The 24004-nt window shown below is 66.4% G+C and carries 21 protein-coding genes; 14 read left to right on the top strand and 7 right to left on the bottom strand.

The features are described from left to right. Window positions 1–66: 66 nt before the first annotated feature. From EU805_RS00340 to EU805_RS00275, 14 genes are all read left to right on the top strand, one after another. Entirely contained in the window at window positions 67–1047 is a 981-nt protein-coding gene (locus EU805_RS00340; protein ID WP_129761959.1) for a carbohydrate ABC transporter permease, read from the top strand. Window positions 1048–1060: 13 nt separating this feature from the next. Beyond that, complete coding sequence (locus EU805_RS00335) at window positions 1061–2215, top strand: carbohydrate ABC transporter permease (RefSeq protein ID WP_129761958.1); 1155 nt, start codon at window positions 1061–1063, stop codon at window positions 2213–2215. 12 nt (window positions 2216–2227) lie between these two features. Beyond that, window positions 2228–3316, top strand: coding sequence for an ABC transporter ATP-binding protein (locus tag EU805_RS00330; protein WP_129761957.1), 1089 nt, complete (start codon window positions 2228–2230; stop codon window positions 3314–3316). A gap of 96 nt (window positions 3317–3412) precedes the next feature. Further along, on the top strand, window positions 3413–3844 hold the full coding sequence (gene aroQ, locus EU805_RS00325; RefSeq protein ID WP_129761956.1) for a type II 3-dehydroquinate dehydratase: 432 nt from the start codon (window positions 3413–3415) through the stop codon (window positions 3842–3844). A gap of 39 nt (window positions 3845–3883) precedes the next feature. Beyond that, complete coding sequence (gene glpD, locus EU805_RS00320) at window positions 3884–5443, top strand: glycerol-3-phosphate dehydrogenase (protein ID WP_129761955.1); 1560 nt, start codon at window positions 3884–3886, stop codon at window positions 5441–5443. A gap of 106 nt (window positions 5444–5549) precedes the next feature. Further along, window positions 5550–7040 (top strand): glycerol kinase GlpK, encoded by a 1491-nt coding sequence (glpK, locus tag EU805_RS00315; RefSeq protein ID WP_129761954.1) that lies wholly within the window; start codon window positions 5550–5552, stop codon window positions 7038–7040. A gap of 258 nt (window positions 7041–7298) precedes the next feature. After that, a complete protein-coding gene (rpsD, locus tag EU805_RS00310) occupies window positions 7299–7919 on the top strand; it encodes a 30S ribosomal protein S4 (protein WP_129761953.1) in 621 nt (206 codons plus the stop codon). 208 nt (window positions 7920–8127) lie between these two features. Further along, on the top strand, window positions 8128–9540 hold the full coding sequence (locus EU805_RS00305) for a homospermidine synthase (RefSeq protein WP_129761952.1): 1413 nt from the start codon (window positions 8128–8130) through the stop codon (window positions 9538–9540). Window positions 9541–9638: 98 nt separating this feature from the next. Then, a complete protein-coding gene (hisC, locus tag EU805_RS00300) occupies window positions 9639–10718 on the top strand; it encodes a histidinol-phosphate transaminase (protein WP_129761951.1) in 1080 nt (359 codons plus the stop codon). Next, on the top strand, window positions 10715–11632 hold the full coding sequence (locus tag EU805_RS00295; RefSeq protein ID WP_129761950.1) for a prephenate/arogenate dehydrogenase family protein: 918 nt from the start codon (window positions 10715–10717) through the stop codon (window positions 11630–11632). Before hisC ends, EU805_RS00295 begins: the two co-directional genes overlap by 4 nt. A gap of 110 nt (window positions 11633–11742) precedes the next feature. Continuing rightward, window positions 11743–12570, top strand: coding sequence for an extensin family protein (locus tag EU805_RS00290; protein ID WP_242494013.1), 828 nt, complete (start codon window positions 11743–11745; stop codon window positions 12568–12570). A gap of 347 nt (window positions 12571–12917) precedes the next feature. Next, window positions 12918–15824 (top strand): isoleucine--tRNA ligase, encoded by a 2907-nt coding sequence (gene ileS, locus EU805_RS00285; protein WP_129761949.1) that lies wholly within the window; start codon window positions 12918–12920, stop codon window positions 15822–15824. Further along, window positions 15821–16264 carry a PaaI family thioesterase gene (locus tag EU805_RS00280; RefSeq protein WP_242494012.1) on the top strand — a complete coding sequence of 148 codons (444 nt, stop codon included), beginning with the start codon at window positions 15821–15823 and terminating at the stop codon, window positions 16262–16264. The genes ileS and EU805_RS00280 overlap by 4 nt, the downstream gene beginning before the upstream one ends. 4 nt (window positions 16265–16268) lie before the next feature. Next, complete coding sequence (locus tag EU805_RS00275; protein WP_129761947.1) at window positions 16269–17105, top strand: DMT family transporter; 837 nt, start codon at window positions 16269–16271, stop codon at window positions 17103–17105. Here EU805_RS00275 and EU805_RS00270 read toward each other — a convergent pair. From EU805_RS00270 to EU805_RS00240, 7 genes are all read right to left on the bottom strand, one after another. Continuing rightward, window positions 17102–17845 (bottom strand): TIGR02186 family protein, encoded by a 744-nt coding sequence (locus EU805_RS00270; RefSeq protein WP_242494011.1) that lies wholly within the window; start codon window positions 17843–17845, stop codon window positions 17102–17104. The two genes, EU805_RS00275 and EU805_RS00270, sit on opposite strands and share 4 nt — an antisense overlap. Before the next feature lie 8 nt (window positions 17846–17853). Further along, entirely contained in the window at window positions 17854–18771 is a 918-nt protein-coding gene (locus tag EU805_RS00265) for a sulfite exporter TauE/SafE family protein (RefSeq protein WP_129761945.1), read from the bottom strand. A gap of 68 nt (window positions 18772–18839) precedes the next feature. Beyond that, on the bottom strand, window positions 18840–19808 hold the full coding sequence (locus EU805_RS00260; protein ID WP_129761944.1) for an ABC transporter permease: 969 nt from the start codon (window positions 19806–19808) through the stop codon (window positions 18840–18842). Beyond that, window positions 19808–20938 carry an ABC transporter permease gene (locus EU805_RS00255; protein ID WP_129761943.1) on the bottom strand — a complete coding sequence of 377 codons (1131 nt, stop codon included), beginning with the start codon at window positions 20936–20938 and terminating at the stop codon, window positions 19808–19810. The genes EU805_RS00260 and EU805_RS00255 overlap by 1 nt, the downstream gene beginning before the upstream one ends. 1 nt (window position 20939) lies before the next feature. Further along, window positions 20940–22541 (bottom strand): ABC transporter ATP-binding protein, encoded by a 1602-nt coding sequence (locus EU805_RS00250; RefSeq protein ID WP_129761942.1) that lies wholly within the window; start codon window positions 22539–22541, stop codon window positions 20940–20942. Further along, window positions 22538–22894, bottom strand: coding sequence for a hypothetical protein (locus tag EU805_RS00245; RefSeq protein WP_129761941.1), 357 nt, complete (start codon window positions 22892–22894; stop codon window positions 22538–22540). The genes EU805_RS00250 and EU805_RS00245 overlap by 4 nt, the downstream gene beginning before the upstream one ends. 73 nt (window positions 22895–22967) lie before the next feature. Further along, window positions 22968–23963, bottom strand: coding sequence for a BMP family protein (locus EU805_RS00240; protein WP_129761940.1), 996 nt, complete (start codon window positions 23961–23963; stop codon window positions 22968–22970). Window positions 23964–24004: the final 41 nt, after the last annotated feature.

Genomic DNA, 24004 nt, shown 5'->3' with positions numbered 1-24004 from the left:
GGGGGCCCGGTCACCCCATAGCCGGTGCTTCGGCCCGGCGTCTTGCGGCTTAGGGAGGAGCAACGCATGAACCCGGTATTCCAGGGGCTCATCACCATCGCGATCGGCGTGGGGGGGATCTTCCTGTACTTCATCGCCTCGAACGCGTTTCTGGACAAGGTCCTGTTCCCGGCGAAGGGGCCGAACGCCTCCCGCAACATCAACCGCGCGAACACGATCCGGCCCTGGCTCTTCCTGGCGCCGACGATCATCGCGCTGTCGCTCTACCTCGTCTATCCGGTGGTGGGTTCGTTCATCCGGTCGCTCTACAACCGGTCAGGCAACGACTTCATCGGCTTCGCGAACTACACGTCGATGTTCGCGTCCTCGGAATTCCGCACCGCCTTCCTGAACAACGTGCTCTGGGCGCTGGTGGTGCCGTCCGTCTCCACCTTCCTGGGGCTCCTGATCGCGCAGCTCACGGACAAGCTGCGCTGGGGGAATATCGCCAAGTCGCTGATCTTCATGCCGATGGCGATCAGCTTCGTCGGCGCCTCGCTGATCTGGAAGTTCGTCTACGCCATCGACCCGGAGCTTGGGATCATCAACGCGATCCGGGTGAACATGTTCGGCGCGCAACCGCTCGACGTGCTGCAGGTGGCCTTTTGGAATAACATCTTTCTGATGGTCATCCTGATCTGGGTGCAGACCGGTTTCGCCATGGTGATCCTGTCGGCGGCCCTGCGCGGCATCCCCGAAGAGACGATCGAGGCCGCGATCATCGACGGGGCGAACCCGTTCCAGATCTTCTTCAAGATCCAGATCCCGCAGGTCACCAATACGATCATCGTGGTCTTCACGACGACGACGATCCTGGTGCTGAAGGTCTTCGACATCGTCTATGCGATGACGGGCGGCAACTTCAATACGCAGATCCTGCCTAGCTACATGATGCAGTTCATGTTCCGCGACGACGGGCGCGCGACGGCCGTGGCCATCGTGATCATGCTGATCGTGACGCCGGTGATGGTGCAGAACATCCGCCAAGCCCGCGCAGAGATGCGCTGAGAGGGGAGAGATCATGGACAATATCGCAGGAAAGAAATCCAGTCTCTCGATCGCGGTCAACATCACCGTGCTTCTGCTGGTGCTGATCTGGCTGATCCCCACCGTGGGGCTGTTCGTGTCGTCCTTCAGGGACCGCGACGCCATCTCGGCCTCGGGCTGGTGGCTGGCGGCGTCCTCGACCGAGCAGACCTTCCGCGGGCGCGGGGACACCGAAACCACAACCCCGGTCGACGGGGGCTTCGCGCTGACCGGCAACGTCTTCGAGGATCCCGAAATCGCGCCCAGCTTCCCCGACGGGCAAGGCAATATTGCGGCTTTCGGTGATTCGGGTAGAGCGCCGGGCGCCTATCCCGCGGGAGAGGTCGCCGACCTCGGCGACGGAGAGACGCTCATCGTCGAACGCAACGGCGATTACGTCTTCACCGTGCCCGAAGATCCCGAGGGGAGCGGTCCGCGTTACTACATCGTGGCAGAGGCACCGCCCAGCTTCACGCTCGACAACTACCGCACGGTGCTGACGGCCGGGGGGATGGGCCAGGCCTTCGTGAACACGCTGACGGTGACGATCCCGACGACGATCATCCCGATCCTGATGGCGGCCTTCGCCGCCTACGCGCTGGCCTGGATGGATTTCGCGGGGCGTACCTGGCTGATTGCCGCGATCATCGGTCTTCTGGTCGTCCCATTGCAGTTGGCGCTGGTGCCGATGCTGACCTTGCACAACCAGGTGGGGATCGGGCAGTCGTTCCTCGGAATCTGGCTCGCGCACTCGGCCTTCGGGCAGCCGCTCGCGGTCTACCTGTTGCGCAACTACATGATCGGACTGCCGCGCGACATCATCGAGAGCGCCCGCGTCGACGGCGGCACCGACTTCCAGATCTTCACCAAGATCATCCTGCCGCTGTCCTTCCCGGCGCTGGCCGCCTTCGCGATCTTCCAGTTCCTGTGGACCTGGAACGACCTGCTGATCGCCAAGGTCTTCCTGCCTTCGTCGGACGAGACGAAAGTCATGACCGTGAAGATCGCCGACGATCTGCTCGGCTCTCGCGGGGGGGACTGGGGGATCCTGGCCGCCGCCGCCTTCGTGTCGATCACGATCCCGCTTCTGGTGTTCTTCACCCTTCAACGCTACCTCGTCCGCGGCCTGCTGGCCGGGTCCGTGAAATAAAGGAGACCGGGTATGGCCACTCTCAAGCTGACCGACATCGAGAAGACCTACGGTGGAACGGTCAACGTCCTCAACGACATCAACCTCGACATCAAGGCGGGCGAATTGATCGTCTTCGTCGGTCCCTCCGGCTGCGGCAAGTCGACCTTGCTGCGGATGATCGCGGGGCTCGAGAAGATCACCTCCGGCACGCTCGAAATCGACGGCCAGGTCGTGAACGACACGCCCCCTGCGCAGCGTGGCATCGCGATGGTGTTCCAAAGCTACGCGCTCTACCCGCACATGACCGTGCGCGACAACATGAGCTTCGCGCTGAAACTCGCCAAGAAGTCCAAGGAAGAGATCGACGCCGCCGTCATGAAGGCCGCGAAGATCCTCCAGCTGGAACCTTACCTCGACCGTCTGCCCAAGGCGCTTTCGGGCGGGCAGCGCCAGCGGGTCGCGATCGGGCGGTCCATCGTGCGCGATCCCAAGGTTTATCTCTTCGACGAGCCGCTCTCGAACCTCGACGCGGCGCTGCGGGTCGCCACCCGGATCGAGATCGCGCAGCTCAAGGAATCGATGCCCGACAGCACGATGATCTACGTCACCCACGACCAGGTCGAGGCGATGACGCTCGCGAGCCGCATCGTCGTCCTGGCCAACAAGGGCATCGCGCAGGTCGGCACCCCGCTGGAGCTTTACGAGCGACCGGAGAACGAGTTCGTAGCGCAGTTCATCGGTTCTCCTGCCATGAACCTGCTCTCGGGCGAGATCGTCGAAACCGGTGCGCAGACCCGGGTGAGGCTGGACGGCGGCGGCACGGCGCTGGCGGACGTCGCCTCGACCGATGCGGACATGGGGGCGCGCGTCAACGTGGGCGTCCGTCCCGAAGACCTCGTCGCGACGGACGGCGATTACATCTTCCATGGAACGGTCAACATCACCGAGGCCCTGGGCGAGGTCACGCTCCTTTACTTCGAGCGGATCGGCGACAACGACGCGGTGATCGGCAAGCTGCCGGGCATCCACGCCGATCTGCGCGGGCGCGACGTGCGCATGTCCGCGGCACCCGAGAAGGTGCAGATCTTCAAGGATGGCCGGTCGCTGAAATACCGCTGACGTCGACCTGCCGCGAAAGGCGCGTCACGCAAGGCGCGCCTTTTTGCATGGCGCAGGTCCGCCCGATCCGGCATGGTCGCGCACAAGGAGGCCCGCATGCCCAAGATCCTGATCCTCAACGGACCGAACCTGAACCTGCTCGGCCAGCGCCAGCCGGAGATCTACGGCGCCCAGACCCTGGACGACGTGGCCGACCTTTGCCGCGCCACGGTGGGGGAAGGCGTGGACTTGCAGTTCGAGCAATCCAACCACGAGGGCACGCTCGTCGATCTGATCCAGGCCGGGCGCAATGATGCCGATGCCATCGTCATCAACCCGGGCGCCTATTCGCACACCTCCGTCGCGATCCTCGATGCGCTGAATGCCTACGACGGACCCGTGATCGAGGTCCATATCTCGAACATCCACAAGCGCGAAGCGTTCCGCCACCATTCCTATGTCTCGGCCCGCGCCGACGCGGTGATCGCGGGGCTGGGCACCGAAGGCTACGCCGCGGCGTTGCGCAGGCTCATGCAGCTTCTGGGATAGGCGGGTTCCCTGCGGCTGGTTTTGCGATAGGTCCGGGGCATGGACTACGACATCTTCATCATCGGCGGCGGCATCAACGGCACCGGCATCGCGCGCGACGCCTCGGGCCGCGGCCTGCGCGTTGGCCTGGCCGAAATGCACGATCTCGCCTCGGCGACCTCCAGCGCCTCGACCAAGCTCTTTCACGGCGGGCTGCGCTATCTCGAATACTTCGAGATCAACCTCGTCCGCCACGCCCTGGCCGAGCGCGAGACGCTGCTGCGCGCCATGCCGCATATCGCCTGGCCGATGCGTTTCGTGTTGCCCTACAGCCCCGACATGCGCTTCGAGAGCGAAACGCCGACCTCGCGGATCCTCAGCACCGTGATGCCCTGGATGAAGGGGCGGCGTCCGATGTGGTTAATCCGGCTTGGCCTCTTCCTCTACGACCACCTCGGCGGCCGTACGATCCTGCCGGGCACGACGACAGTGGACCTGACCGCAGGCCCGGAAGGGGCGCCCTTGGAGGATCGGTTCAAAACGGCTTACGAATACTCCGACTGCTGGATCGAGGACAGCCGTCTTGTCGTCCTGAACGCCCGCGACGCGCAGGAGCGCGGGGCGGATATCTTGGTGCGCACCCGCGTCGTCGCGGCGCGGCGGACGGGGGATCACTGGACGGTCGATCTGGATGGTCCGGGCGGCGCGCGCAGCATCACCGCCCGCGCGCTGGTCAATGCCGGCGGCCCCTGGGTCGGGAACATCATCCACGATACCGTGCACATCCCCAGCACCGAGGGCGTGCGCCTCGTCCGCGGCAGCCACATCGTGACCCGGCGGCTTTTCGATCACGACAAGTGCTACTTCTTCCAGGGCGAGGACGGGCGGATCATCTTCGCCATCCCCTACGAGACCGATTTCACCCTCATCGGCACCACCGATGCCGCCCATGACGATCCCGACACCCCGCCGGTCTGCACGCCGGAGGAGGCGCACTACCTCGTCGATTTCGCGAACCGCTACTTCAAGAAGGACATCAGCACGGACGATATCGTCTGGACCTATTCCGGCGTACGCCCGCTCTACGACGACGGGGCGAAGTCCGCGACGGCGGCGACGCGCGACTACGTGCTGAAGGTCGAAGCCGAAGGTGGTGCGCCGATCCTGAACATCTTCGGCGGCAAGATCACCACATTCCGCAAGCTGTCCGAGGACGCGATGGACAAGCTTGCGCCCTATTTCTCGGACCTGCCGCCCAAGTGGTCCGCAGGCGTGCCGCTGCCGGGCGGTGACTTCGGCGTGACGGAGGTCGACGCGCTGATCGCGCGCCTGCAAGCCGACTACGCGTTTCTCACGCCCTACTGGGCGCGGCGCCTGATCCGGGCCTACGGCACCGACGCATGGCAGGTGCTGGGCGCGGCGCGAGAGGCCGCGGACCTGGGCCGCCATTTCGGCGCGACGCTGACCGAAGCCGAGGTCCGTTGGCTGGTGGCTCGGGAATTCGCACGCACGGCAGCCGATGTCGTCTGGCGCCGGTCCAAGCTTGGCCTGCGTCTTGATGCCGACCAGGTCGCGGCGCTGGACGCCTGGATGCGGAAGGCGGTCGCGCAGGCGGCGTGAGGCTTTCCGACGCCTTGCCATGCCACCCGACTTTCCCATGGCGGCAAACTCGGGCACGATGGAAGCAGGCGCCCGCGCGCGCCCTGCAACGCTCCGGGAGGCCGCCATGACCCATATCCTCGCCATCGACCAGGGCACGACCTCGTCCCGCGCGATCCTCTTCGATGCGCAGATGGCGCCGGTGGCCACGGCGCAGGAGGAGTTCCCCCAGCATTTCCCGCAGTCCGGCTGGGTCGAACACGACCCTGCGGACCTGTGGACCTCGACCGCGGCCACCTGCCGGTCGGTCATCGAACGCGCGGGGCTGCGGCCCGCAGACATCGCCGCCATCGGCATCACCAACCAGCGCGAGACGACGGTCGTCTGGGACAGGACGACCGGCAAGCCGATCCACAACGCCATCGTCTGGCAGGACCGCCGGACCGCCGGGATCTGCCGTGACCTGGGGGATCATGCCAAAACGGTGACGCAAAAGACCGGCCTGCTGCTCGACCCCTATTTCTCGGGCACGAAACTCAAATGGATCCTCGACCGCATCGACGGCGCGCGCGACCGGGCCCGGGCCGGGGAGCTTCTCTTCGGCACCGTCGACACCTGGCTGATCTGGAAGCTGACCGGCGGGGCGGTTCACGCGACCGATGCGACCAATGCCTGCCGCACGATGATGTACGACATCCACAAGGGGCAATGGTCCACCACGATCTGCGAATTGCTCGACGTTCCGATGGAGATGCTGCCAGAGGTCAAGGATTGCGCCGCCGACTTCGGCATGACGCGCCCCGACCTCTTCGGGGCAGAGATCCCGATCCTCGGCGTCGCGGGTGACCAGCAGGCGGCGACACTGGGGCAGGCCTGTTTCGAACCGGGGATGTTGAAATCCACTTACGGAACCGGGTGCTTCGCGCTGCTGAATACCGGGGATACGCCCGTCGCCAGCACCTCGCGGCTGCTCACCACGATCGCCTACCAACTCGACGGAAAGCCGACCTACGCGCTCGAAGGCTCGATCTTCATCGCGGGGGCGGTTGTGCAATGGTTGCGCGATGGTCTGAAGCTGATCCGGGAGGCGGGCGAGACCCAGCCGCTGGCGGAGGCCTCCGACCCGGACCAGCCGGTCATCCTGGTTCCTGCCTTCACCGGGCTCGGCGCACCCTATTGGAACGCCGACTGCCGCGGGGCCGTCTACGGGTTGTCGCGCAATTCGGGCCCCGAGGAGTTTGCGCGCGCCGCCCTCGAATCCGTGGGCTACCAGACCCGCGACCTGCTCGACGCCATGCGCGCCGACTGGGAAGGGCAGGCGGGCGACGCCGCCCTGCGCGTCGACGGCGGCATGAGCGCCTCGGACTACGCGATGCAGTTCCTGTCCGACATCATCGGCGCCCAGGTCGACCGCCCCGAGGTGCTGGAGACCACCGCCATGGGCGCCGCCTGGCTCGCGGGCCAACGTGCGGGCCTCTATCCGGACCGCGAGGGCTTCGCCGCGAAATGGGCTGTCGACCGAAGCTTCACCCCCGACATGGACGAGGACACCCGCGCCGCAAAATATGCCGCCTGGCAGCGTGCGGTGAATGCGACCCAGGTCTTCGCCGACGGTTGACCCCTGCGCGCGCCGTTCGCTTTTCATCTGGCCGAATAAACTCCCGCCGGAGGCTCCCGCCCTTCGCCATTGACACCCCCCGCCCGACCCTTTAAGCGCGCCCGCACCACTGGTGTTGGTGGCCCCCGCAAGGGGACGCCTGTCGGTTCCGGACCACCTCCGGGGCAAAGGACAACGCCCTTCGCAACCTGCGTAGCATCCCGAGGATCGCAGATCCGAAGAAAGCTGCGAAGCAAACCAAAACGAAGGAGATCAGCCGTGACCAAACGCACGTCTGCCAAGTACAAGATCGACCGCCGCATGGGCGAAAACATCTGGGGCCGCCCCAAGTCCCCGGTCAACCGCCGTGAATACGGCCCCGGCCAGCACGGCCAGCGCCGCAAGGGCAAGGTGTCCGACTTCGGCCTGCAGCTGCGCGCCAAGCAGAAGCTGAAGGGCTACTACGGCGACATCACCGAAAAGCAGTTCCGCCGCATCTTCGCCGAGGCCGAGCGCGTCAAGGGCGACACCGGTGAGAACCTGATCGGCCTGCTGGAGCGCCGCCTCGACGCCGTCGTCTACCGCGCCAAGTTCGTCCCCACCGTCTTCGCCGCCCGCCAGTTCGTGAACCACGGCCACGTGACCGTGAACGGCCAGCGCGTGAACATCCCTTCCTACCGCGTGAAGGAAGGCGACGTGATCGCCGTCCGCGACAAGTCCAAGCAACTCGAGATGGTGCTGGTCGCAGCCCAACTGCCCGAGCGCGACGTCCCCGACTACATGGAAGTCGATCACTCCAAGATGTCCGCCACCTTCGTGCGCACCCCGGCGCTCGGCGACGTGCCCTACCCGGTCACGATGGAGCCGAACCTGGTCGTCGAATTCTACGCCAAGAACTGATCCTCGGATCAGGCTGGTTTCGGAAAGGGTCGTCCCGCGGGGCGGCCCTTTCGCGTTCGATCGCCCGTCGGTGCGGCACGAGGGTTCGGGACGCCTCGCCTGCGGGGAAGGTATTTCCCGCTAGAAGAAGCAGGGCGCCCGCGCGGGCCGGCGGGTTGACGCGCGGCCTCTCCGGGGTAGACAGGATCCGTTGCAGGAGGAAGTTGCCATGTCTCATCCCGTTTACGGTCGCATCGAAGGGGCCGTCGTGCTCATCGGCTTCGGATCCATCGGCAAGGGCACGCTGCCGTTGATCGAACGCCATTTCGAGTACGACGCGGACAAGCTGGTGGTGATCGATCCCGATCCCGCGACCCATACCTTCCTGGCTCAACACGGGCATCGACACCTGCAAGTCGCGCTGACCCCGGAGAATTATCGCGAGGTCCTGTCGGACCTGCTGGGGGGCGGCGGGTTCTGCGTGAACCTTTCGGTCGATACCTCTTCGCTGGAGATCATGCGGCTCTGTCGCGAGCTGGGCGCGCTCTACATCGACACGGTGGTCGAACCCTGGGCCGGGTTCTATTTCGACACGGCCGACAATGCCGCGCGCACGAACTACGCCCTGCGCGAGACGGTGCGCGAAGAGGCCGCGGCGAACCCCGGCGGGCCGACGGCCGTGTCCTGCTGCGGGGCCAATCCCGGCATGGTAAGCTGGTTCGTGAAGGAAGGCTTGATGAAACTGGCCGCCGACCTCGGCCGTGACGATCCCGCGCCGACGGACCGCGACGGCTGGGCCAGGTTGATGCAATCGCTGGGCGTCCAGGGCGTGCATATCGCCGAACGCGACACCCAGGCGCGCCGCCTGCCGCGTCCGCGCGGCACCTTCGTCAACACCTGGTCGGTGGAAGGCTTCATCTCGGAAGGGTTCCAGCCCGCCGAGCTGGGGTGGGGCACCTTCGAGCCCTGGTTCCCCGAGAACGGCCACCGGCACGACACCGGCTGCCAGTCGGCGATCTGGCTCGACCGGCCGGGGGCCGCGACGCGGGTGCGGACCTGGTGCCCGACGCCGGGTCCGCAGTTCGGCTACCTCGTGACCCATAACGAGAGCGTGTCCATCGCGGATTACTACACCGTGGGTCCTGCCCATGCGCCGGACTACCGGCCCACCTGTCACTACGCCTATCACCCCAGCGACGATGCGGTGCTGTCGCTGCACGAGATGTTCGGCAGCGGCAAGGTCCAGGAGACGCACGAGATCCTCGACGTGGACGAGATCGTCGACGGCATCGACGAGCTGGGCGTGCTGCTCTACGGGCACGACAAGAACGCCCTGTGGTACGGCAGTCGCCTGTCGAACGCAGAGGCGCGCAAGCTGGCGCCCTACCAGAACGCGACCGGTCTGCAGGTCACCTCGGCCGTGCTCGCCGGGATGGTCTGGGCGCTCGAGAATCCCCAGGCGGGCATCGTCGAGACCGACGAGATGGACCACGCCCGCTGCCTCGAGGTGCAGCGGCCCTACCTCGGTCCGGTCGAGGGGCATTACACGGGTTGGACGCCGCTCGACAACCGGTCGGAGCATTTTCCGGAGGATCTGCTTCCCGAAACGCCCTGGGCGCTCAAGAACACCCTGGCGAACTAGGGCGGCAAGGCGCCCACGAGGCCCGCATCATGTCGTGCTTGTCACTGGTCAGGACACGCGCGCCTCGCTAGAACGTGCAGGCACAAGGGACCGCGCGCATGACCATCTCTCCGAAGCCGTCGATCATGGACATCACGCTCTATAAGGGCGGGGCGAGTTCCGTCGCGGGCATGACGAATATCCTGAAGCTGTCGTCGAACGAGAATCCCCACGGGCCTTCGCCGAAGGCCAAGGACGCCTACGCCCGCGCGGTCCACGACCTGCACCGATATCCGGTCACCGACCATGCAAGACTGCGCCGCGCGATCGGGGATGTCTGGTCGGTCGACCCCGACCGGGTGATCTGCGGCGTGGGTTCGGACGAAATTTTGCACCTGCTGGCCCAGGCCTACACCGGCCCAGGCGACGAGGTGATCTACACCGAGCACGGCTTTGCCATCTACCGCATCGTGGCGCTGGCTGTCGGGGCCACGCCGGTCGTGGTGCCCGAGCGCGAGCGCGTGATCGACGTGGATGCGATCCTCGCGGCCTGCACGGACGCGACCCGTCTGGTCTATATCGCCAACCCCGCCAATCCGACCGCGACGATGATCGGCCAGGCCGAGATCGCGCGCCTCGCCGCCGGGTTGCCGGAGCGCGCGATGCTGGTGCTGGACGGCGCCTACGCCGAGTTCGCGGAAGGCTACGACGGGGGGCGCGCGCTGGTCGAGGCGCGCGATAACGTCTTCATGACGCGCACCTTTTCCAAGATCTACGGGCTGGGGGGCTTGCGCATCGGCTGGGGTTACGGACCGCGCGCAGTGATCGACGTGCTCAACCGCATCCGGGGGCCTTTCAACCTCTCGGGCGGCGCCCTTGCCGCCGCCGAGGCCGCGGTGCGCGACACCGACTACACCGAGAAATGCCGAGCCGAGAATGCCCGGTGGCGCGACTGGCTGTCGACGGCCCTTGCGGAGCGGGGCGTGCCCTCGGACACATCGACCGCGAATTTCATCCTGGCCCGCTTTGCCTCGGAAGACGAGGCGCTGGCCTGCAACGTCTACCTGGAAAGTCAGGGGATCGTGGTGCGGCATCCCAAGTCCTACGGGTTTCCGCATTGCCTGCGGATCACCGTCGGCGACGAAAGCGCCTGCCGCCGGGTGGCGCATGCCATAGGCCAGTTCAAGGACAGCCGATGAGCGTGATCTACGACAAGGTGGCGCTGATCGGCCTGGGCTTGATCGCATCGTCCATGGCCTTGGCGATGAAGCGCGCGGGGCTCGCTGGTCGGATCACCGGCTATGCACGCAGCGTCGAGACGCGAGAGACCGCGCGGGAACTCGACCTGTGCGAGGTCTGCGAGACCGCGGCCGAGGCCGTGGCGGAGGCCGATCTGGTCGTGCTTTGCGTGCCGGTGGGCGCGATGGGCGCCGTGATGGAGGAGATCGGGCCGGCGCTCAAACCCGGTGCAACGCTGTCGGACGTGGGATCGGTCAAGAAGGCGGTGATCGAGGCGGTTCAACCCCATGTGCCTGCAGGCGTGCATTTCGTACCCGCGCATCCGCTCGCCGGAACCGAACACTCCGGCCCGCGCGCGGGCTTCGCGGAGCTTTACGACAACCGCTGGTGCATCCTGGTGCCGGTGGAGGACACCGATCAGGGGGCCGTGGACCGGCTGGCGCGCCTGTGGCGCGGCATGGGGGCCAACGTCGACCAGATGGACGCCGAGCATCACGATCTGGTCCTGGCCGTGACCAGCCACACGCCGCACCTCATCGCCTATACCATGGTCGGCGTGGCCGACGACCTGAGCCGGGTGACTGACAGCGAGGTCATCAAGTATTCGGCCGCGGGCTTTCGCGACTTCACGCGAATCGCGGCCTCGGACCCCACCATGTGGCGCGATGTCTTCCTGACCAACAAGGATGCCACGCTGGAGATCCTGGGCCGGTTCACCGAGGAGCTCTTTGCGTTGCAGCGTGCGATCCGGACCGCCGACGGTCCGGCGCTGCACGATTATTTCACCCGCACCCGCGCGATTCGGCGGGGGATCATCGAGGCGGGCCAGGATACCGACGCGCCGGATTTCGGGCGCAAGGCCGGTACGAAGTGAGGCTCGCCATCGCAAGCGCGCTTCTGTGTGCAGTGTTGGTTCTACCCGGGTCCGTTTCCGCGCAGGAGATCCCGCGACCGCCGGCGCGATCCGCAGACGCCTCGGCGGACGTGACTGCAGCGGCCAACGAGGCCGACGAAATGGACAGTGGCGCCGCGGATCGCGGCCAAGTCCTGCCGATCCGACCGCGCTTGCGAACGGCCCCCAATACCGCGACCGACGTGCCGCAGCCCGAAATGCGGCCTCGGGAAGAACCCGCGCTCTCGATCGGCTACGACACCGGTCCGCAGCGCCGGGCCGAGCGGGATCTTTTCGCTTTCAGCCCCTTCGCGCCCCGCTCCGTGGAACGGCCCGACGCGCGTCCCGCGGCGATCGTGCAAGCGGCGATCACGCAAGCGGTAGAGCGTCAACGCGGGGCGATCTGCGGCGATCCCGAGATCCAGGGCGAACCGATCGGGACCATCGACGGACCCGGCGGTTGCGGTGTCGAGGGGGCCGTGAAGGTGCGCTCCATCGCCGGGGTCAACTTGCAGACCAACCCGACCGTCGATTGCCGAACCGCACAGGCGATGAAGACCTGGATCACGAACGGGATCATCCCCGCGGTGGGGGGCACCGGTGGCGGCGTGGCGCGCCTGCGCGTCGTGGGACATTACGTCTGCCGCAACCGGGTCGGCGGCAGTTCCGGCAACCGGCGCCTGTCGGAGCACGCGCTGGGGCACGCGGTGGATATCGCCGGGATCGGTCTGAAGTCGGGGCGCGAGATCACGGTGCTGACAGACTGGAACAGCCGGTCCGATGGCGCGATCCTGCGTCGGGTCTGGCAATCGGCCTGCGGTCCGTTCGGAACCGTCCTTGGCCCCAACGCCAACGCCGCCCACCGCGACCACTTCCACGTGGATACGGCGCGCTATCGCTCGGGCGCCTACTGCCGGTAGCCGTGCCGGTCGGAGGTGAGGCGGGGACGCAGGGCCCATGGGATGGTGCGCTCTGCGCCGGCCGGCGGCCCGGCCGCTGCCCGGGTTGGGGGCTCTGCCCCCGGTGCTGCCCACCTCCCCCGGAGTTTATTCCGCCAGATGAAGGATCGGCGTGACGAGCCGTTGGTTCGGAGGATGGGTGGCCCGGGCCTCAATCGGTTCGCACCGCTTGTCGCTCCGAAGGCAGGGTCCTATAAGCGCTGCGATGACGGGATTTCGGATCATACGAATTAGCCTCCCGGCGCGCTGACGGTTCGGCGCTGCCGGGTCACGCCTGTTTCACACCGATCGACCGAGAGGACGCCTCCATGTGCGCCGACACCACCGACACCCCGGACTACAAATCCACCCTGAACCTGCCGCAGACCGACTTTCCCATGCGCGCGGGCCTGCCCAAGCGTGAACCCGACTGGCTGGCCCGGTGGGAACGGATCGGCGTCTACGACCGTCTGCGCGAAAAGGCGGGGCGACCGCCCTTCACCCTGCACGATGGGCCGCCCTACGCGAACGGGAACCTGCACATCGGGCACGCGCTCAACAAGATCCTCAAGGATTTCGTGGTGCGCAGCCAGCAGATGATGGGTCACGACGCGCGCTACATTCCCGGCTGGGACTGCCACGGTCTGCCCATCGAGTGGAAGATCGAGGAGCAGTATCGAAAGAAGGGCCGCGACAAGGACGACGTGCCAGTCAACGAGTTCCGGGGCGAATGCCGTGACTTCGCCGCCGAATGGGTCGACATCCAGCGCGCGCAGTTCAAGCGGCTGGGCGTCACCGGCAACTGGGCCGATCCCTATCTGACCATGGATTTCCACGCCGAGCGGGTGATCGCGGAGGAGTTCCAGAAGTTCCTCATGAACGGGACGCTCTATCAAGGCAGCAAGCCCGTGATGTGGTCCCCGGTCGAGAAGACGGCCCTGGCCGAGGCCGAGGTCGAATACCACGACAAGGAAAGCTTAACCGTCTGGGTCAAGTTCGCGGTGCGCGAGACCGACAACGAGGCGATCAGGGGCGCCCACGTGGTGATCTGGACCACCACGCCCTGGACCATGCCGTCCAACAAGGCCGTCGTCTATTCCAAGGACATCTCCTACGGGATCTACGAGGTCACGGAGGCGCCGGAGGACAACTGGGTCAAGCCGGGCGAACGCTACCTGCTGGCCGACAAGCTGGCCGGCCCGGTCTTCGGGCAAGCCCGCGTGGAGGCCTTCGAGCGGATCGGCGACGCGGGCGATCTTTCGGGCACCACCCTGTCGCATCCCCTGAAAGACGCCGAAGGTGGCAACGGCGAATGGGACCAGCCGCGCGATTTCCGGGCGGCGGACTTCGTCACCGACGACGAGGGGACGGGGTTTGTCCATTGCGCGCCCAGCCACGGGATGGAGGAATTCGAACTCTACCGCGATCTGGGCATGCTGGAAGAGGTCATCACCTACAACGTGAACGAGGACGGGCGTTTTCGCGACGACCTGCCGTTCTTCGGCGGCAAGGCGATTCTCAAGCCCAACGGCAAGGAAGGCAACGCCAACGCCGCCGTGATCGACAAGCTGGCAGAGGTCGGCGGGCTTTTCGCGCGGGGCAAGATCACGCATTCCTACCCCCATTCCTGGCGCTCCAAGGCACCGATCATCTATCGCAACACGCCGCAATGGTTCGCGGCCATCGACAAGCCGGTTCCCGACGGGCTGGACGAGTATGGCGTGACGATCCGTGAACGGGCGCTGCAGTCGATCGACGCGCTGGTGACCTGGACGCCCCCGCGCGGTCGCAACCGGCTGCACGCCATGGTGACGCAGCGGCCCGACTGGGTGCTGTCGCGCCAGCGCGCCTGGGGCGTGCCGCTCACCTGCTTCGTGAAGGTCGGCGCCCTGCCGACCGATCCCGATTTCCTGCTGCGCAACGAGGCGGTCAACGCCCGCATCCTCGAGGCTTTCGAGACCGAAGGGGCCGACGCCTGGTACGAGGAGGGCGCAAAGGAACGCTTCCTCGGCGACGACGTGAACCCCGACGACTACGCCCAGGTCTTCGACGTGCTGGACGTGTGGTTCGACAGCGGCTCGACCCATGCCTTCGTGCTGCGCGACCGGCCCGACGGGTCCGAGGACGGTCTGGCGGATCTGTACCTCGAAGGGACCGACCAGCATCGCGGCTGGTTCCAGTCCTCGTTGCTGCAAGGCTGTGGCACCATCGGGCGCGCGCCCTATCGCGGTGTGATGACCTGCGGCTTCACGCTGGACGCCAAGGGCATGAAGATGTCCAAGTCCCTGGGCAACATCATCCCGCCCGCCCAAGTGACCGACCAGTACGGCGCCGACATCCTGAGGCTTTGGGTGGCGCAGGTCGATTACACCAACGACCAGCGCATCGGGGACGAGATCCTCAAGGGCGTGGCCGACAGCTACCGCCGGTTGCGGAACACGCTGCGCTTCATGCTGGGCAGCCTGACGGAGATCACCCCCGCCGAGCAGATCGACCATACCGAGCTGCCCGACCTGGAACGGCTGATCTTGCACAAGGTCGCCGTCCTCGATGAGCGGGTCCGCACCGGCTACGCCGCCTACGATTTCCAGGGCGTGCTTCGGGCGATCTTCGATTTCGCCACGCTGGATCTGTCGGCCTTCTACTTCGACGTGCGCAAGGACGCGCTCTACTGCGACGGCGACACGCCCGAACGGCGGGCCGCGCGGCAGGTGCTGGGGGTGCTCTTCGAGCGACTGACCACGTGGCTCGCGCCGATCCTGACCTTCACGATGGAGGAGGTCTGGCTGGAGGTGCACCCGGGGGACGAGTCCTCGGTCCACCTGCAGGACTTCCCGCAGACGCCCGTCGTCTGGAAGGACGCGCCCCTGGCCGAACGCATGGAACGGCTGCGCGCCCTGCGCCGCGTCGTCACCGGCGCGATCGAGGTGAAGCGCACCGCGAAGGAGATCGGATCCTCGCTGGAGGCCAAGCCGATCGTCTACCTCTCGCCGGAACTTGCGGATCTGGTCAGCGAGGCGGCGAGTTTCGCCACGCTGTGCATCACCTCGGACATCGAACTGTCGACGGACCCCGCCCCGCAGGACGCCTATCGCTCGGACGAAGCGCCGGGTGTTGCGGTGCGCGTGGTGCGTGCCGAAGGCGCCAAATGCGAGCGGTGCTGGAAGATCAAGCCCGACGTCGGTGCCTACGATCATCCGGGCGTTTGCGGGCGTTGCGAGGAAGCCCTTTCGTGACCCCGCGCAACCCCGAGGGCATCGAGCGGATGCGCGCGGGGTTCGACCGGCAGGGGGTGATGCGCACGCTCGGGGTCGAGATCGAGGAGGTCTCGCCCGGGCGTGTATCGCTTCTGCTGCCGTTCGACGCGGATTTCACCCAGCATCACGGGTTCCTGCACGCGGGCATCGTGACCACCGTGATGGACAGCGCCGCGGGCTTCGCGGCCTTCACGCTGATGGAGGCCGACGCCGAGGTGCTGACGGCGGAGTTCAAGGCCAGCTTCCTGGCCCCCGCGCGGGGCACGCGCTTTCGGATGGTGGGCGAGGTCATCAAGCCCGGTCGCACCCTCACCTTCTGCGAAGCGCGAGCCTACACGCTGGGCGAGCGAGAGGTGCTGTTCGCCACGCTCACCGCTACGATGATGGCGGTGCGGGACCGGCCCTCGGTGCGGTCGTGAGCCTTTGAGCCTGACCGTCTTCTTCGCTGTTCTCTGCGCCGCGCTTTTGCATGCGCTTTGGAATGCGCTGATCAAGACCGGCGCGGACAAGCAGACGGCGATGATGGTGCTCTCGCTCGGCAACGCGCTGACGGGGCTGCTGGTGGTCTGCTTCCGGCCCTGGCCCGCGGCGGAGGTCTGGGTCTGGATCCTGGCGTCGGGTGCGATCCATGCGGCCTACCAGATGTTCTTGGCCTATGCATACGCGCAGGGCGATCTGAGCCGGGTCTACCCGCTGGCCCGCGGTGGGGCGCCGATGATCGTGCTGGCGGTCAGCCTTGCCCTGGCGCTCGATCCCGTCACGGGGGTGGAGGTGGCGGGGATCCTGCTGCTGGGCGCGGGCTTGGCGGTCATGACGCGGGGCATCTTCACCGACGCCGAATCCCGCCGGATGATCCCCTTCGCGGCGGGATCCGCCTGCGCGACCGCGGGATATACGCTGGTGGACGGCGTGGGCGTGCGGGTCTCGGGTGATGCGCTGGCCTATACGGGCTGGCTGCTGATCGCGGCGGCGGTGTTCTACGTGCCCGTGGCCCTCGGCCTGCGAGGTCGGCAGGTGATTCCGCGCGGAGCGCGGGTCTGGGGGACCGGGTTGATCGCGGGGGCGTTTTCCTTCGCGGCCTACGGGATCGTCGTCTGGGCGCTGGGGCAGGCCCCCATCGCGCTGGTGGCGGCCTTGCGGGAAACCTCGATCCTGTTTGCAGTGGGCCTGGGCATCGTCGTCTTCAAGGAACGCCTGACCCGCGCAAAGCTGTCGGCCGCCGTCCTGATCGTGGCCGGGGTGATCCTGACCCGGATCTAGCGCCGGAAGACGGCAAAGGCGGCAGAGGCGCCCCATCCCGCCGCAATGGCGAGCGCCAAGCTGAGCAGGCCGTAGAACACCGATTGCGTCTGCGACATCTCGTAGAGCCATTGTTCGATCCCGACCTTCTGGACGGGGATCTTGGCGCTCGCCTCGTCGATGGGCCGCCCGTCGCGCGTAAGGAAGATCCGGGCCGTGTAATCGCCCTCGGGTAAGTTGGCAGGCAGTTCGAAGGAGACGCGGAAGAGAGTCTCTTCCTGCAGATCGACGGCTCCGATGCGCGACTGATACAGGTCCTGCCGCTCTTTGATGCGGATCAGCGCCTCGGTGAAGGCGGTGCTGTCCTCCACCCGCGCCCCGACCGAGCGGATCGCGCGGGGTAGGGTGATCGAATTGCGCAGATCCTCGACGTCGCGCAGGACCTCCCGCAGGGGGGCGGAGGTGGCGACGGCGTAGAAGGCGGGGGCGGTGTCGACCTCGACCTCGTCCACGTTGACCCAGATACCCATGCGGCGGGCCTTGCGGTAGACGGTGACCGGCAGATCGGGGCCCTCGACGGTGACGATCACGCCCAGCTCGCCTTCCTCAGCAGGGGCCGGTGCCTCGCGGCTGACGGCGCCGAAGATCAGGATGTCCTGCCCGTCGAAAGTCGCGGTGATCGAGACCTGGTTCTGGCTGAGGCCGAGCACGATGGATTCGGCGCGCGCCGTGCCCGCGGCCAGCAGCAAAAGGAAGATCAAGAGCGCCCTCAATGTCCCGGCCCCGAGATCGAGTAAAGCTCCGACGGGGTGAGCAGCAGATCGAGTGCGAGCTTGCCGCAGACCAGCAGCACGAGTCCTGCCAACAGGATGCGCAACTGCTCTGCCTTCAGTTTCAGCCCGATGACCGTGCCCAGTTGCGCACCGATGACCCCGCCCACGATCAGCAGCAGGGCCAGGACGATATCCACGGTCTGGTTTGTCGTGGCGTGCAGCATCGTCGTATAGGCGGTGACGAAGATGATCTGAAAGAGCGACGTGCCGACGACGACCTTGGTCGGCATGCCCAGCAGGTAGATCATGGCGGGCACCATGATGAACCCGCCGCCGACGCCCATGATCGCCGACAGCACGCCCACCAGCACCCCGACCAGGAACGGCGGCACGACCGAGATGTAGAGGCCCGAGACCCGGAATTTCATCTTGAAGGGCAGGTTGTGGACCCAGTTGTGGTGCCGCCGGGGCTTGCGCTTGCCGGGCGGCAACTTCGCGCGGCGCATGGCGTTCAGGCTTTCCACGAACATCAGCGCCCCGATGACGCCCAGGAAGACCACGTAGAACAGGCTGACGAGCAGATCGACCTGGCCCAGGCTGCGCAGGTAGTTGAACAGGATCAATCCAAGGGACGACCCCACCAGGCCGCCCACCAGCAGCACGGTGCCCATGCGCAAGTCCACCGTCTTGCGCTTGAGGTGCGCCAGCAAGCCGGAGAAGCTTGAGGCCACGATCTGGTTGGTCGAGGTCGCCACCGCGACGGCGGGCGGGATGCCCACGAAGAACAAGAGCGGCGTGATCAGGAAGCCGCCGCCCACGCCGAACATGCCCGACAGGACGCCCACGAGCCCGCCCAACCCGAAGAGCAGGAACGCGTCGACGGAGACCTCGGCGATGGGGAGGTAGATTTGCATGAATCGCGGGCCCGGCGGCAGACGTTTAACCTAACAAACGCCTTATCCGCCGGGGTGTCAAACAGGCCCTAGCGTTCCTTGACGTAGGGTTCTCCGCCTGCGCGGGGCGGGACGGCGCGACCGACGAAACCGGCCAGGATCACGACCGTCAGGATGTAGGGCAGCGCGTCCAGAAGCTGGGACTGGATGTTGAACTGCAACACCCGCTCGATCAGGTCCGACCGCAGGGCGATGGCCTGCAGGAAGCCGAACAGCAGGCAGGCCCACAGGCAGTAGACCGGACGCCACTTGGCGAAGATCAGTGCGGCCAGCGCGATATAGCCGCGGCCCGCGCTCATGTCCTTGGTAAAGCCCGCCTGAAGCGCCGTCGCAAGGTAAGCGCCCGCGATGCCGCAAAGCACGCCGCAGATCGCCACGGCGGCAAAGCGCATGCCCACGACGCTGACGCCCGCGGTGTCGACGGCCGCCGGATTCTCGCCCACGGCGCGCAGGCGCAGGCCGAAGCGGGTGGAGAACAGGACCCAGGCCGTGATCGGCACGACGATCAGGCCAAGGTAGACGATGATCGTGTGGCCCGAAATCAGCTCGTAGTAGATGGGGCCAAGCACGGGCACGTCCCGCAGCGCCTCCGCGCCTGGCAGGGTGACGGGGTTGAAGCGGGCGCCGCCCGACAGTTGCGGCGTCCGTCCCCCTTGCGCGAACCAGCTTTGCGCGATCACGACCGTCAGGCCCGCGGCCAGGAAGTTGATCGCCACGCCGGAGATCAGCTGGTTGCCGCGGAAGGTGATCGAGGCCAGCCCGTGAATGGCCGAAAGCAGGAGCGACGCCCCGATGCCGGCCAGTAGCCCCAGCCAGACGTTGCCGGTCACGTAGGCGACACCGGCCGAGAGGAAGGCCGCGGCGAGCATCTTGCCTTCCAGGCCGATGTCGAAAATCCCGGCACGCTCGGAATAGAGGCCCGCAAGGCAGGCCAAGAGCAGCGGCGTGGCCAGTCGCAGGGTCGAATCAAGCAATTGCAGCAGCGTGATCAGGTCCATCAGCGTGCTCCCTCGGCGCTGGTCGATTTGCGGTCGGGTCCGGGGGGACGGCGGCGCATCAGGAAAAGGTTCTCGAGCGGCATCCGCACCATGTTGTCGAGCGCGCCGGTGAACAGGATCACGAGGGCCTGGATGACCACGATCAGCTCGCGCGGGATCGAGGTCCAGAGCGCAAGCTCCGCCCCGCCCTGGTAGAGGAACCCGAACAGAAGGGCCGCCAGCAAGACGCCGAACGGGTGGCTGCGGCCCATCAGCGCCACGGCGATGCCGATGAAGCCCGCGCCCTCGACGGCGTTGAGCACCAGCCGCTCTGCCTCGCCCTGCACGTTGTTGATCGCCATCATGCCTGCAAGCCCGCCCGAGATCAGCATCGAGATCACGATGATCTTCGTCGGGCTGATGCCGGCATATCGCGCGGCCGATTCCGAGTGTCCGAAGGCGCGCAGCTCATACCCCAGCCGGGTGCGCCAGATCAGCGCCCAGAGTGCGACGCAGGCGGCCAATGCGACGAAGAAGCTGATGTTGGCCGGTGCGCCGCGGAACAGCGTCGCCTCCCCGAAGGAGAACATGTCCTGGAAGCTCGGCAGATGCGTGGTCTCGGGGAAACGCCCCGTGGCGGGTTCCATGCTGCCCGCGGGCTTCAGCGCGCCGACCAGCAGGTAGTTCAGCAAGGCCGCGGCGATGAAGTTGAACATGATCGTCGTGATGACGATGTGGCTGCCGCGCTTGGCCTGCAGGATCGCGGGGATGAAGGCCCAGGCCGCCCCGAAGAGCGCCGCGCCGCAGGCCGAGGCGATGAGTGCCAGCGACCAATGCGGGAAGGGTATGAAGAGGCAGACCAGCGCCACGCCGAGGCCCCCCAGCACCGCCTGTCCTTCGCCGCCGATGTTGAACATCCGTGCGTGAAAGGCGATCGCGACGGCAAGCCCGGTGAAGATGAAGTTCGTCGCGTAATAAAGCGTATATCCCCAGCCGTAGGTCGACCCCAGCGCGCCGTCGACCATCAGCTTCAGCGCCTCCCACGGGCTTTCCCCGATGGCGAGGATCACCAACGCCGACAGGATCGCCGCCAGCAGCAGCGAGATCAGCGGAACGAGGACCACCTCGGCCCATTTCGGCATCGCGTCCATGTCAGTGCCCCGCCTTTGCAAGGTTGTCTTCGATCTCTTCGACCGAGTGGTCGTGATCGGTATCTGTGATCCCGGCCATCAGCAGGCCCAGCTCACGCTCGTCGGTCTGCGACGGGTCGCGGGTGCCCATGATGCGACCGTCGAACATCACGGCGATGCGGTCCGACAGGGCCATGATCTCTTCCAGCTCGACCGAGACGAGCAGGATCGCCTTGCCCTGGTCGCGCAGGGCGATGATCTGCTCGTGGATGAACTCGATCGCGCCGATGTCCACGCCACGGGTCGGCTGGCCGATCAGCAGCAGGTCGGGATTGCGCTCGATCTCGCGGGCCAGGACGATCTTCTGCTGGTTGCCGCCGGAGAAGTTCTTGGCGGCAAGCTTGGGGTCGGGCGGGCGCACGTCGAAGCGTTGCATCTTGTCGGTGGTGTCCGACAGGATCGCGGCGTTGTTCATGAACAGGCCCGAGCGGTACTTGTCGTCGTGGTGATACCCGAATGCGGTGTTTTCCCACGCCGAATAATCCATGATCAGGCCCTCGGCCTGCCGGTCTTCCGGGACGTGGGCGATTCCGCGTCTGCGACGGCTCTGGCCATCGGACTTGGTGCCGGTCAAATCGATGGGCGTGCCGTTCATCGTGACGGTGCCGGTCGCCGTCTCGTAGCCACCGAGGACCTCCAGCAGTTCGCTTTGCCCGTTGCCGGCCACGCCCGCGATGCCGAGCACTTCGCCCGCGCGGACCTCGAAGCTCACGCCCTTCACACGGTGCACGCCCTTGGCGTCGGTCACGTGCAGGTCCTTGACGTCGAGGATCACGGCCCCGGGCGTGGCGGGCTCCTTGTTCACCCGGAGCAGGACCTTGCGACCCACCATCAGCTCGGCCAGTTCGGCGGGGGAGGTCTCTGCCGTTTTCACCGTGGCCGTCATCTCGCCGCGGCGCATGACGCTGACGGTGTCGGTGATCTCCATGATCTCGCGCAGCTTGTGGGTGATCAGGATGATCGTCTTGCCTTCGCGCCGCAGGTTTTCGAGGATCCGGAACAGGTGGTCGGCCTCGGCGGGCGTCAGCACGCCGGTGGGTTCATCCAGGATCAGGATATCGGCCTGCCGGTAGAGCGCTTTCAGGATCTCCACCCGTTGCTGCATGCCGACGCCGATATCCTCGATGATCGCGTCGGGATCGACGTTCAGCTCGTATTCCTCGGCCAGCGCCTTCAGCTCGCGCCGCGCGCGGGCGAGCGAGGGCCGCAGCAGGCCGCTGTCCTCTGCGCCCAGGACGATGTTCTCGAGGACCGTGAAGTTCTCCACCAGCTTGAAGTGCTGGAAGACCATGCCGATCCCCGCCGAGATGGCCGCCTGGCTGTCGGGGATCTCCGTCTTGGTGCCGCCGATGAAGATCTCTCCCCGGTCGGCTTTGTAGAACCCGTAGAGGATCGACATCAGCGTGGACTTGCCTGCGCCGTTCTCGCCGATGATCCCGTGGATCGTGCCGGGCATGACGCGGATGCTGATGTCCTTGTTGGCCTGCACCGGGCCGAACGCCTTGGAGATCCCCTTGAGCTCGATGGCCGGGGCGGTATCGGGGGTCGTCTGGGGGGCAGTCATGCGGGAAGTTCTCCTGCGCCTTTGAAGCCGGTCATCGTCTCGATCCCCCCGCTGCGTTCGAGCGCGAAATAGGTGCCGTGCTGCTGCCAGTCGGGATCGGGGCCGAAGCCCACGAGGATGCGGGCAAAGCCGTCCTTCTCGTCGATGGTCAGAGCCTTGGCGCTCCAGCCGGGGGCCATCTCCGACAGCTTGCCGACGTAGGTGGTCAGCGCGTCCAGGTCGGTGATCGGACCGTCGGTCATCGGATCGGAATAGGTGAAGCTTTCGGCCATGCACCCCTGCAGCGTGGCGCGGCGCACGTCGGCGTCGGCCTGCCCCCAGCTGGCGAAGAAATCGGTAATGCGTTCGGTCAAGGCGTCCCCCTGTATCGCGCGGGGCCGCGCCGATCGGATCGGCGCGGCCCCGAATGTCGTCTTGGGCCGCTCTTTAGAACGACAGCGACGGACAGGATTCGTCGGACATGTAGTCGTGGACTTCGATTTCGCCGTCGATGATCTGCTGGGTCGCCTCCTCGATGGCGGTCATCATCTCGGCGGTGACGAGTTCTTCGTTGTACTCGTCCATCGCGGCGCTCACGCCGTCATCCGCAAGGCCCAGCGAGGCGATGCCGGGCTCGACGGCCTCACCGGCGGTGAAGGCGTCGTAGACGACGTTGTCCACGCGCTTGACCATCGAGGTCAGCACCGAACCGGGGTGCGTGTAGTTCTGGTTGGCATCCACGCCGATCCCCAGCATGTCGTTGTCGGCTGCCGCCTGCAGCACGCCCACGCCGGTGCCGCCAGCGGCGTGGAAGACCACGTCGGACCCCTGGGACTTCTGCGCGAGCACGAGCTCCGTCCCTTTCACCGGGTCGTTCCAGGCGGCGGGGGTGGTGCCGGTCATGTTGGCGATGACCTCGACCTCGGGGTCGGCGGCCATCGCGCCTTGGGCGTAGCCACACCCGAACTTGCGGATCAGGGGGATGTCCATGCCGCCCACGAAGCTGACCGTGCCGGTCTCGGAGGCCATGGCAGCCATCATTCCGACGAGGTAGCTGCCCTGCTCTTCGTTGAAGACCACGGATTTCACGTTCGGCGCCTCGACCACGGCGTCGATGATGACGAACTTGGTGTCAGGGTAGTCTCCGGCGATGTCACCCAGCGGGGTGGCGAAGGAGAAGCCAGCCATGACGATGGGGTTCGCGCCCGATTCGGCGAAGCGGCGCAGGGCCTGCTCGCGCTGGGCGTCGGACTGGAGCTCGACCTCGGCGAAGGTGCCGCCGGTTTCTTCCGCCCAGCGGGTCGCGCCGTTGAAGGCGGATTCGTTGAAGGACTTGTCGAACTTGCCGCCAAGGTCGAACACGATGGCGGGGTCGGCCGCGGCGGCACCGGCGGTCAGAGCCAGTGCGGCGGTCGCGCCGAAGAGTTTGTGCATGATGGACATGGAAGTCTCCCGTTGGTTGACGTGGGGCGTCTGGTGCGCCG

Origin of the sequence: Salipiger sp. IMCC34102, from assembly GCF_004145405.1 — a bacterium.
Classification (GTDB): Bacteria; Pseudomonadota; Alphaproteobacteria; order Rhodobacterales; family Rhodobacteraceae; genus Loktanella.
Note: the sequence above shows the minus strand (reverse complement) of the source record. Positions and strands in the feature narration are given on the sequence as shown.